We start from the raw sequence: 9,391 nt of genomic DNA on the forward strand, positions 1-9,391 counted from the left end.
GCGGTTCATCCCCGCTCGCGCGGGAAATACGGTCGGGGGGGGCGTTTCCTTGTCCATGATGGTTCATCCCCGCTCGCGCGGGAAATACTCTACTCCTAACCCATTGATTTTAAACGGTTTTTCGGACCTCTTTGGTTCTACCGAAAAACTGTCTTGATGTTGCGCAAGTTTTTAAGGAGCGTCGCCAGGGGCTTCCGGGTGGAAGCTCACAAGTTGCACACCATCGAAATCCACCGGCAGGCGGCGGTTGGGGCCCAGCGTCCTGAACTCGAATCCGGCCTCGGCGGTGCTGCCCCACACCAGCACCGCGTTGCCGTCATCGATGCCTTCCTCCACCTGGCTCCAGATGTGCTCGCGCACGCGGCGGCTGTAGCTGCCCACGTACACGCCAGCGCGCACCTCCAGCAGCCACACCGCCAGCCGCCCGCGCAGCCGCGGCGGTGCGTTCTCAACCACGATGACCAACATCCCCCAACCCCTTTTCGTCTGGAAACGCCGGCCCCACCGCATCGGCCGCGGGCGGCGGGGGCTCGACCTCGCCCGCAGCCAGCATCTTCTCGATGTCCGGAATGATCCGCTCCAGCAACCGCGTCTGGCGGAACACGTCGCGGCAGCCGAGCCGTACCGCGCGCTCCGCATTGCCCGGCGGGTTGGACGCCGCCACCTTGAACGCTACCGGCACCACCGTCTCAAATTTGTAGACGTCCGCCACGTCGTACACGAACGACAGCGGCTTGCCGGTGTGGATGAAACCCACCGCCGGCGCGTAGCCCGCAGCCAGCACCGCCGCCTCCGTCACGCCGTACAGGCAGGCCGTGGCCGCGGACAGGCAGCGGTTGGGCAGGTCCGAAACGTCCCAAGACTCCGGGTCGTAGTCGCGCCCGTTCCAGCGCACGCCGAACTTCTGCGCCAGCATCTGGTAGGTACGCCGCACCCGCGCGCCCTCGATGCCGCGCAGCTGGTCCACGCTGCGGCGCGCCGGCGAGGCCTCGCCGAAACGCATCTCGTACATCTTGCGCACCACCTTCAGCCGCAGCCCCTCGTCCAGCGCCAGCCGCGCCTGGTACAGCAGGCGGTCCGAGCGGGCTCCGCCCGGCTGCCCGGCCGAGTACAGGCGCACGCCGGCCTCGCCTACCCACACCAGCAGCGTGCCCACGCGCGCGGCCAGCGCCGCGGCGCGGTGCGACACCCGGGTGCCCGGCTCCAACATGATGCAGGCCACGCCGCCCACGGGGATGTGCGTGCGGATGCCCGTCACGTCCACCACCACGAAGGCCCCGTCGAGCATGTCCACCTCGCCGCGCTCGATGAACACGACCGACAGGCGCTCCTTGATGGGAATGGGCTTGAGAGGGGGGAGGAGGGGGGCGCTGCTCATGCCGGCGCTGCTCTAGCGCTGATGTGCCCGCTCATGCCCGTGCCAGCGACAGCATGCCCAGGCCGAAGGCCTTGCCATGCCCCACGCCGTCTACCAGCGCGGCGCGCAGCGCAGCGGCATCACGCGCTACCAGCACGCCGTCGAACAGCACGGTGTCCTTGACGTTGGGCCGGCTGCCGCCAGGCTTCCACATGACGATGCGCTCGGCGCCGGAGACGTCCGCGCCTTCGACCTCGAAACCCAGGCGGCTCCCCTGGCGTGCCAGCCAGTCCAGCTGCTCGTCCTGGCTGTGCAGGCCCAGGCGCTGGCCCTGGCGCGTCACGACCGGGTTGGCCCGCAGCCGGAAGCGATAGCGGCGTCCGGGCTGCACCAGCTGCCCGGTATCGACCGGCTTGTCGCCCTGCACCTCGTAGCCCGACCGGGCCGCCAGCACGTCCCAGCGGCCGGGCACCGCCGCCTGCACCAGCACGACGCCGCGTTCGCCCACCGGCCCGCCGCGCTCCAGCCGCCACAGGAAGCGCGGCGGCGGCGTGGCGTCGTCCGGCGCGTACACGCGCGCCAGCGTGCGGTGCAGTTGATAGGGATCGGCCAGGTCCCGCCGCGCAGCGGCGCTGGCCGTGTCAAGCCTCAGCTGGCTCAGGTACATGCTCAAGAACTCCTGGCTGGACGAAGCGCGGCCCGAAGCGGCGCTCGGCAAAGGGCGCAATGGGCTGGTCGTGGCGCAGCGCGCCCGCTTCCGCGTGCTCGATCACGAGGCGCACCAGGTCGTTGCGGTGCTCGATACGGCACTTGGCGATGCGGGGCTGCTCTCGCAGCGCGGTTTCCAGCGCGCCTGGATGCAGGCCGCCAAAAGGGCCGTCGTCAGCGCACCGGCTGCTGAGCCAAACCGGCTTCGAGGGCACGAAGGCCTTGCGGCCCAGCGCCAGCGGCCAGCGCGGGGCGCGCAGCGCGGCATTGAGCTGCTCCAGCAGCGCCAAGTCGCCGCCCTCCAGGCCGACCAGGAAGCCGGCATCCGAGAGGTAGAAGCGCGGGCTCACGACGGTGCGGTTCAGGTCCGGCTTGGCGGTGGCCGCCACGAGCACGCCCGTGGCAGTCTGGTAGTCGCGCATGAGCGCGCCCTCGCGGTCCACGCGCACGCCCATGCGCAGCCGCGCCAGGTCGTCCACCGGCTCGGCGCGGTCGCGCCCCAGCGCCGCGCACAGCAGGCCCAGCACGCCGGACTTGGAAGGCTCCAGCTGCGTGTCGCGCTCGTCGAAGCGGCTGGCCGTGCCCCAGGACTGCAGCGGGCCGACCAGCCGCATCAGCAGCGTCGGCATGCTCAGCTCCTCGGGGCGTCGAGGGCGGCGGCCACCTGGGAGCCGATCCAGTCGCCCAGCTCGGCCAGGTTGCGCACGCGCTTGCCCAGCGACTCCGGCCACGCGCCGCTGAGGTCCAGCACGGCCCAGGTGTCGCGCCCGTCGCCGTAGCAGGCGGCCACCTGCTGCTCGTGCCCGGCCAGCGCTTCCACAGATTGCGAGGTCAAGGATTTGGCGCGGTCGGGCCAGACGGGTTTCTCGAACGCGTTGGCGAGGTTGAACGGGCTGCCGTGGCGCAGCACCACGCCGATGAAGCTCGGCGGGTTGTGCGCGGCAAAGGTGTTCTGCTTGCCGGTGGGGATGGCGCGCGCCAGCGCCTCGGTGAAGGCCGCGATGCCGGTGAGCGCCAGGTCGCGGTCGCCTTGCAGGTTCGACACCAGCTTCGCGGCGTCGAGCACGGCATAGCGGTAGAAGGTCGCGGAGTTGAACTCGACCTGGCCGATCATGCCGGCGCCGGTTTCGTCGTCGTCGCCCTTGTCGTCCACCGCGGTGAAGTAGTCGAACTCGCGTTCGACCCGGTGCGTGCTCAGCGCGTGGGCGACCTGGCAGGCGGCGTCCTGGTTGGCGCCGGGCATGTCGGCCAGCATGCGGCCGAACAGTGCCACGTCGATGGCCTTGCCGCCGTCGAGCAGGCCCTTGGCCTTCTTTTTCACGGCCTCCGGCGCATCGGCCCTGGCCTCCTTCTTCGACTTTTTCTTGTCGTCGGCCGCCGGTGGCGGCGTCGTCAGCTCGTCCCAGTGCGCGTGCACCAGCTCCACGAAGCCGTCGATCTCGCGCTGGCCCAGGAACAGAAGGTATTCCGTTTGTCCCTTCTCATCCAGCTTCAGTCCAGCGGCGGCAAGTGCGGCGACGACGCGAGGCTCCGCCTCGGCGCGGGCGCGGCCGTAGGGCTGCGCTTCCAGCTTGTCGAGCGTGAGCTTCAGTAGCTTCTTGGTCCGCACGCCGCGGTCCGCTTCCTTGATAGCGCCGGATTCGCTGGCCTTCAGCCGCACGGCACGCTTGAAGCACTGGCTGCTCACGCGGGCGCGCCGGTGGCCGCCGAAGAGGGCGTCCTTGGGGGCGCCGGTGTCGTCGCGGTTGAGGTTGGAGGGGGCGAAGTTCTGGATCAGGTGGTATTCGACGAACAGGCTCACGGGGTCCTCCTGGGGAATCAGTCTTGTTGGGCGGTTGCGGGCTCAGCGGGCTTTTCAGCGGGTGCGGCGGCGCGGTAGAAGGCTTTCGCCCAGCGCTGGCGCAGGCGGTCGCGGTCTTCGAAGGCTCGCGGCTCCAGCCAGGTGCTGAGGTTGGCAAACAGCTCGACGTAGTCGATGCCTGCCTTGGTTGCAGCCAACAGCGACACAACCTGGCGCAGGTGGTCAGGCAGCTCTTCTGGCTCGGTGGCGAGCAGGGCGAGGAAGCGCTTTTCGATGCTGGGGCTCTTGCGGTCGAGCATCACCCGCGCCAGGACGGCGGCCAGGCTCTGCCCCGCGGCGTGCTCCGGATGCAGGGCGTAGAGACCGGCCGTGAGGTAGAGCGCCTGGCGCCGCCAGGGCGTGTCGTCGTTCCGGGCCGAGAAGCGCTCGATGCTCTGGAAGGCCGGCACGTAACTGCCCGGCGCGAAGCTCAAGCTGCGCCGCAGCGCCGCGATGGCTCCACGGTCGTGCTCCTTGAGCGTTTCAAGGTGCTTGATGAAGTCTTCGTTGAAGCTGCTCATGTCGTGGGCTCTTCAGTGCGGTTCTGGTCGGCGGGCGCGGGCTTGAGGTCCTTGAGCAGGAACTCGAAGCGGCCCCGGGTGCTGGCCTCGGCGCGCAGCGCGGCCACCGAGTAGCCCAGCGTCAGCCGGGCGCTGTTCCACGCGCCGCGGGCGGCGCCCAGCAGCACGGCGGACCACTGCGCGTGCGCGGCACCGAAGTCGCCGGCAGCGATGGCGTCCAGCAGCGCGGGCAAGGCGCGCTCGGCGACCGAGAAGTAGGCAGTGGCGAACGGTCCGGCATCGAGCACGGCGCGCGCACGGGCGCGCGTGTCCTTGCTGCCCGCATCGGGCATCGTCAGCGCGAACATGGCCGTGGCCACGTTGCGCACCTGATAGAAAAGCTCCTCGCAGCGCTTGAGCTGATCGCGCACCTGCTCCGCTGCCTGTTCGCTGTGCAGGGCGTTGGCGGGCAGCCGGTACCGCTCCATGCGCCAGCGCAGCAGCTTGGCCTGGTCGGAGCACAGACCCGCGACGATCACCGGTACCTTGGCGTCACCCTGGCCCAGCTTGTCCAGCAGGGTGTCCGCCCAGCCCAGCACCGCGGCCTGTCGCGCCTGCGTGCCGCTGCCGTCCGGCAGCAGCGCGCCCAGGTCGCGCCAGGTGGCCCGGCCTTCGCTGAAGGTCACGCGCACCATCCCGTTGCTGCCGGCACGCTGCGAGGCCATCGGATCGGGCGCGTTCTCGTCCTCCAGCAGCGCCAGCCCGGCGCCGAAGCGGATCCAGCGCACCAGGGGCCGCGCATCGCCCGGCTCGCGCAACAGCAGCACGGCGCGGCTGAGGCGGCTGTAGCGGTCGCAGCAGCCGGAAGAGGGCCGGGCATCGGCCCGAAGCTCCGCCAACGTGGGCGCGGGACGCTCCCACGCCGGAAGGTCGTGCCGTGCGTCGGTGGGCGCCGGATGCAGGCCCAGCAGCAGCGTCTGTGCCAGGCAGCCGCCCAGGGGCAGCACCGCCGCGGTGTTGGACAGCGGCCCCGCCTTGTCCGAGCCCCGGAACACCTTGACCAGCCCGCCCGGCGTGAATTGCAGGAAGCCCAGCAGATGCCGCAGCACCAGGCCGGCATCCACCGTGGGCGGTTGCGTGTCCACGCCATGGTCGAACACCACCGGCGTGTTGCCGCTGGCCCGGTCCAGCGCCACTTGCGTCCACGGCTTGAGCTTGTCCCGCGTCTCCTCGGCCGTCGCCAGCGCCGCCACCTGCATGAAAGGCAGTTCCGGATGGAACAGCCAGAAGCGGTCGCGCCATTGCTCCAGGTAGCCGGTGAATACATCGGCGGGCAGCCCATGCTCGTACCAGTGGGCGCGGTCTTTGTGCGACCAGCGCCCTTGGCCGCACGTCAGCGCCCGGTGCGAGATCGCCAGCAGGATGCGGTGGAGCGCCACGAGGCTCGGCGGCGCGGGCTCGGCCAGCGCCTCGATCCCGGACGCCTGCCGGAACAGCTCCAGCAGGCCCAGCTCCGTGACCTGGCCCGACGCCAGGCGCACCGGGATCCAGGGCTCGTCCAGCAGGTTGAACGCGGGCGCAGCCGCGTCCCCGCCGGCGGTGGGTGGCGCACTCATCGGCAAGCCTCCTCGGGTTTGTTGTCGTCGGCGCTGCGGTAGACGATGCCCAGCTCGGGATCGAGCCGCACTTGCAGCTTGTTACTGAGAGGCATGATGCCACCCGTGAGCCGGAGCGGTTTGACGTCGCGCAGCCACGGGTGCTCGGCAAAGCCTGCCGGCACCTCGGCCGTTTCCAACGCCTTGACCAGCGCCGTGCGGCTGAGCCGGACCTGCCGTGCGAGCAGCTGCCGCGCGAGCGCGTGGCCGGGCTTCACTGCCGGGTCGAAGGGCTCGCCGTCCGGGCTCAGCCGCCACTGCCCGCCGTCGACGTGCACTGGCACCACCGTGACGCTGTCCTCGCCCAGGCGAGTCTTGGCATCGACGCCGAGCCCCGTGGCGTCCTCGTCGCCGCGCCGCTTGCCGTGGTAGGCGTCCTCGGGCTCAGCGCGGACGTCGATGGCGGCGTTGAAGGCGAACTGCGCTTCCGACTGCACCTTGCCTATGTGGTCGCCAAAGGCTTCGCCATCGATGTAAGCCAGTGCCGCAGCATCAATGCCCTTGGGTAATTCGCCGTCGCCGTAGACGGCCTGCACCAGCCGGTCGATGTCTTGCGGCAGCTGCCACCGGCTTTCGCGCGACACGATGGCCCAGGTGCGGCCCAGCAGGTAAGGCTCGTAGACCGATGCCCAGCCCGTCTTCATCAGCTCGGGCAGCACTTGCGCCTGCAGCCCGGCCACCACGAACACCGGCAACGCGTGGGCGGGCGGGCGCCCGCCCTTGCGGTCGTGGCGATGCAGCCGGCCGGCGCGCTGCAGCAGCAGGTCCACGGGGGCGAGGTCGGAGACCAGGAAGTCGAAATCGATGTCCAGGCTCTGTTCGACCACTTGCGTGGCGATCAGCAGCTTGCGTCGCGGACGCTGTGCGTCACGCCCGAAGGCGCCCAGCACTGCCTGCTCGCGCGCGCTGCGCTCGTCGGCCGGGTAGCGGGCGTGGAACAGCATCAGCGTGTCCTTGGCGTCCGGCACCAGGGCTTGCAGCCGCTCGAACAGCCGCTGCGCGCGGTCCACCGTGTTGACCACCACGGCGCCGCAGCCGCCCTGCGACAGCAGCAGGGCCGCGTGCTGGGCGATGGCGTCCAGGTCCTCGCTCAGCACCTGCAACTCGATGGGGGCCAGATCGCGGCATTCGAAGTGCTCGCCCCGCACCGTGCCGCCTTCGGCCAGCAGCGCACGCGGGTAGTTGACTTTGGGCGCGCTGGCGGGGTCCGCCCCCCAGGCCGCCAGCAGCCCGTCGCGCTTGGCGCGCGGCAGCGTGGCGCTCATCAGGATCACCGAGCAGCCCAGTGACTTGAGCCAGCGCAGCAGCGCCTCGATGAGCCCGCCGGTGTAGGTGTCGTAGGCGTGCACCTCGTCCAGCACGACGACGCGGTTGGTCAGGCCCCACAGCCGCACGAAGTGGTGCTTGACGTTGATCGTGGCGAACAGCGCCTGGTCGATGGTGCCCACGCCGTAGGGCGAGAGCAGGGGCCGCCGCCGCTGCGAGAACCAGGCTGAGGAACGGACGCTGTCGGCCTTGTCATCGTTGATGCCGCGCAGCTCCACCAGCCGCTCATCCAGGAACGCGCCGCCGTGCGCCAGTTGCACGTCCAGCGGCAGCTCATGGCCGAAGGCGTGCAGGAAGTCGAGGGCGCGCCCGAACATGGCATTGCCCGTGGCCTGGGTGGGCAGGCCCACGTAGAGGCCGCGATGGCCGAGCGCCGCCTGCAGCCTCAGGTGGGCCAGAAAAGCCAGCTCGGTCTTGCCTTCACCCATGGGCGCTTCCACGACCAGCAGCACTGGCTCCTGGACGCCTTTCAGCAACTCGTCCGCCTTGCGCTGCAGCGGGCGGGCCGTCGCGTCCGGTTTGCCGACGATGCGGCCGACCAGGGTGTCGGTGGAACCGGGCTCCCGCAGCAGCGCGTGGTGCCGCGGCCAGCGGATGGCGTCCAGCGCCTGGTCGGTTAAGAGCAGTGCTGCCTCGTAGTGGCCGGCCAGGATTTGGTCGCGCTCGCCGAGGGCGAACCACTCGGCGTTGGACCCGATCCAGTCGGCGACGCTGGTCAGGCCCGAGATCCAGGACAGCTCGGGCAGCTGCAGCTCAACGTCCCAGGGCGGCCCGTCCGGATCCACCGTCCGCCAGTAGGCGTCGAACAGCTCCTGGCGCGCCCGCCGCCAGCAATCCAGGTCGGGCGCCAGCCGGGCCGCCTTCAGCGTGTTGGTTTCGAAGAGGAAGCCGTGGTGCGCGGCCACGGCGTTGGCCAGGCAGCGTGTGGAGGTGCCAAAGCGGGGCTTCAGCAACCCTTCCAGCAGCCCCCCGCTGGCCTCGTCGTGGGCATCCAGGCGCATGTACGCGCTTTTGAATTCCAGCCCCGCGGCTTCGTCGGCTTCCTGTCCTCGATCCCATTTTTTCTGGAAGCCCGGGATGCTCTTGCCAATATCGTGCGCACCCGCCAGCGCGGCGATGGTGCGTTTGCATGCCTCGGGCGGCAGTTGCAGACGGGCCGCGAGGCGGTTCAGCGTCGATGGCGGTTCGCGCTCGATCAAACGCCTGGCAACGGCTGCGACGTCGAGCATGTGGGCCAATAAACCATGGCCGTGTGGGTCACCGCTCTTGGCCCAGATGGCGCGGGCGGCTGGGGAGAGGGTGTCAAAGCGCGTCATGCAACGCATCCATAAAATGACGAATATCAAATGCAACCGGGCTCAGTGAAATGCAGCTTGCTTGAATTGCAAGCGCTGCCATTTCTTCCTCCGTGGGTCGTGGTGCAGCCATTGTTTGCACCCGACTGGCTCATGGCGTGAGCTAGAGGCGCGTGGCTGGCACCGTGTTGCTGATGGACTACAGGACAAAAAGACTATTGACGTGTGAAAGCAAACCCGCCTTGGAAACTGCCGCGTGCCGCAAGCATGTCATAACCATGGCTTTGCGAGATAGGCTGTTTTATTCTCAAGCGGCCATTTTGGCTTGCGTCCAGGCGAGCTTTGACGGATCGGCCGCCACCTTTGCTAGGTAGCCCGGTTCATTCCCGCTTACACGGGAAATACCGTGGCATTCCCGGGCGCACTGCCGTCAACGTCGGGTCATCCCCGCTCACGCGGGAAATACTCAATCGCCTCTTGCACGTCCTTCGCCTGGTCCGGTTCATCCCCGCTCACGCGGGAAATACAGGGGCTCGCCCTGCTCCACCTGATCCGCTGCCGGTTCATCCCCGCTCACGCGGGAAATACTTCGTCAAGCGCACCAAGGCCAAGAAATTGACCGGTTCATCCCCGCTCACGCGGGAAATACGATGGATGAGGCTTTAGCCGGATCTTGGATGATGGTTCATCCCCGCTCACGCGGGAAATAC

8 protein-coding genes are annotated in these 9,391 nt (G+C 69.2%); all 8 read right to left on the bottom strand.

Going from position 1 to position 9,391, the window contains the following annotated elements; translation table 11 throughout:
• Positions 1–171: 171 nt before the first annotated feature.
• The 8 genes from cas2e to cas3 are packed head-to-tail and all read right to left on the bottom strand — an operon-like array spanning position 172 to position 8,711.
• Positions 172–468: a type I-E CRISPR-associated endoribonuclease Cas2e gene (cas2e, locus tag H537_RS0124115; protein WP_028999889.1), complete on the bottom strand. Its 297-nt coding sequence runs from the start codon at positions 466–468 to the stop codon at positions 172–174.
• Complete coding sequence (gene cas1e, locus H537_RS0124120; RefSeq protein ID WP_028999890.1) at positions 449–1,378, bottom strand: type I-E CRISPR-associated endonuclease Cas1e; 930 nt, start codon at positions 1,376–1,378, stop codon at positions 449–451. Before cas1e ends, cas2e begins: the two co-directional genes overlap by 20 nt.
• Before the next feature lie 31 nt (positions 1,379–1,409).
• Positions 1,410–2,024 carry a type I-E CRISPR-associated protein Cas6/Cse3/CasE gene (gene cas6e / locus H537_RS0124125; protein WP_028999891.1) on the bottom strand — a complete coding sequence of 205 codons (615 nt, stop codon included), beginning with the start codon at positions 2,022–2,024 and terminating at the stop codon, positions 1,410–1,412.
• On the bottom strand, positions 1,999–2,694 hold the full coding sequence (cas5e, locus tag H537_RS0124130; RefSeq protein ID WP_028999892.1) for a type I-E CRISPR-associated protein Cas5/CasD: 696 nt from the start codon (positions 2,692–2,694) through the stop codon (positions 1,999–2,001). The genes cas6e and cas5e overlap by 26 nt, the downstream gene beginning before the upstream one ends.
• A gap of 2 nt (positions 2,695–2,696) precedes the next feature.
• On the bottom strand, positions 2,697–3,866 hold the full coding sequence (gene cas7e, locus H537_RS0124135; RefSeq protein ID WP_028999893.1) for a type I-E CRISPR-associated protein Cas7/Cse4/CasC: 1,170 nt from the start codon (positions 3,864–3,866) through the stop codon (positions 2,697–2,699).
• A 17-nt stretch (positions 3,867–3,883) separates the two neighbouring features.
• On the bottom strand, positions 3,884–4,426 hold the full coding sequence (gene casB / locus H537_RS0124140) for a type I-E CRISPR-associated protein Cse2/CasB (RefSeq protein WP_028999894.1): 543 nt from the start codon (positions 4,424–4,426) through the stop codon (positions 3,884–3,886).
• Positions 4,423–6,021, bottom strand: coding sequence for a type I-E CRISPR-associated protein Cse1/CasA (gene casA / locus H537_RS0124145; RefSeq protein ID WP_051243194.1), 1,599 nt, complete (start codon positions 6,019–6,021; stop codon positions 4,423–4,425). Before casA ends, casB begins: the two co-directional genes overlap by 4 nt.
• A complete protein-coding gene (gene cas3 / locus H537_RS0124150; protein ID WP_441293983.1) occupies positions 6,018–8,711 on the bottom strand; it encodes a CRISPR-associated helicase Cas3' in 2,694 nt (897 codons plus the stop codon). The genes casA and cas3 overlap by 4 nt, the downstream gene beginning before the upstream one ends.
• Positions 8,712–9,391: the final 680 nt, after the last annotated feature.

Source organism: Azohydromonas australica DSM 1124, from assembly GCF_000430725.1.
Lineage (GTDB): Bacteria > Pseudomonadota > Gammaproteobacteria > Burkholderiales > Burkholderiaceae_C > Azohydromonas > Azohydromonas australica.

What these genes read in the sequence shown, in the direction of transcription:
- cas2e (WP_028999889.1), bottom strand. Translation starts at nt 468, where the DNA reads ATGTTGGTCATCGTGGTTGAGAACGCACCGCCGCGGCTGCGCGGGCGG.
- cas1e (WP_028999890.1), bottom strand. Translation starts at nt 1,378, where the DNA reads ATGAGCAGCGCCCCCCTCCTCCCCCCTCTCAAGCCCATTCCCATCAAG.
- cas6e (WP_028999891.1), bottom strand. Translation starts at nt 2,024, where the DNA reads ATGTACCTGAGCCAGCTGAGGCTTGACACGGCCAGCGCCGCTGCGCGG.
- cas5e (WP_028999892.1), bottom strand. Translation starts at nt 2,694, where the DNA reads ATGCCGACGCTGCTGATGCGGCTGGTCGGCCCGCTGCAGTCCTGGGGC.
- casB (WP_028999894.1), bottom strand. Translation starts at nt 4,426, where the DNA reads ATGAGCAGCTTCAACGAAGACTTCATCAAGCACCTTGAAACGCTCAAG.
- casA (WP_051243194.1), bottom strand. Translation starts at nt 6,021, where the DNA reads ATGAGTGCGCCACCCACCGCCGGCGGGGACGCGGCTGCGCCCGCGTTC.
- cas3 (WP_441293983.1), bottom strand. Translation starts at nt 8,711, where the DNA reads ATGCGTTGCATGACGCGCTTTGACACCCTCTCCCCAGCCGCCCGCGCC.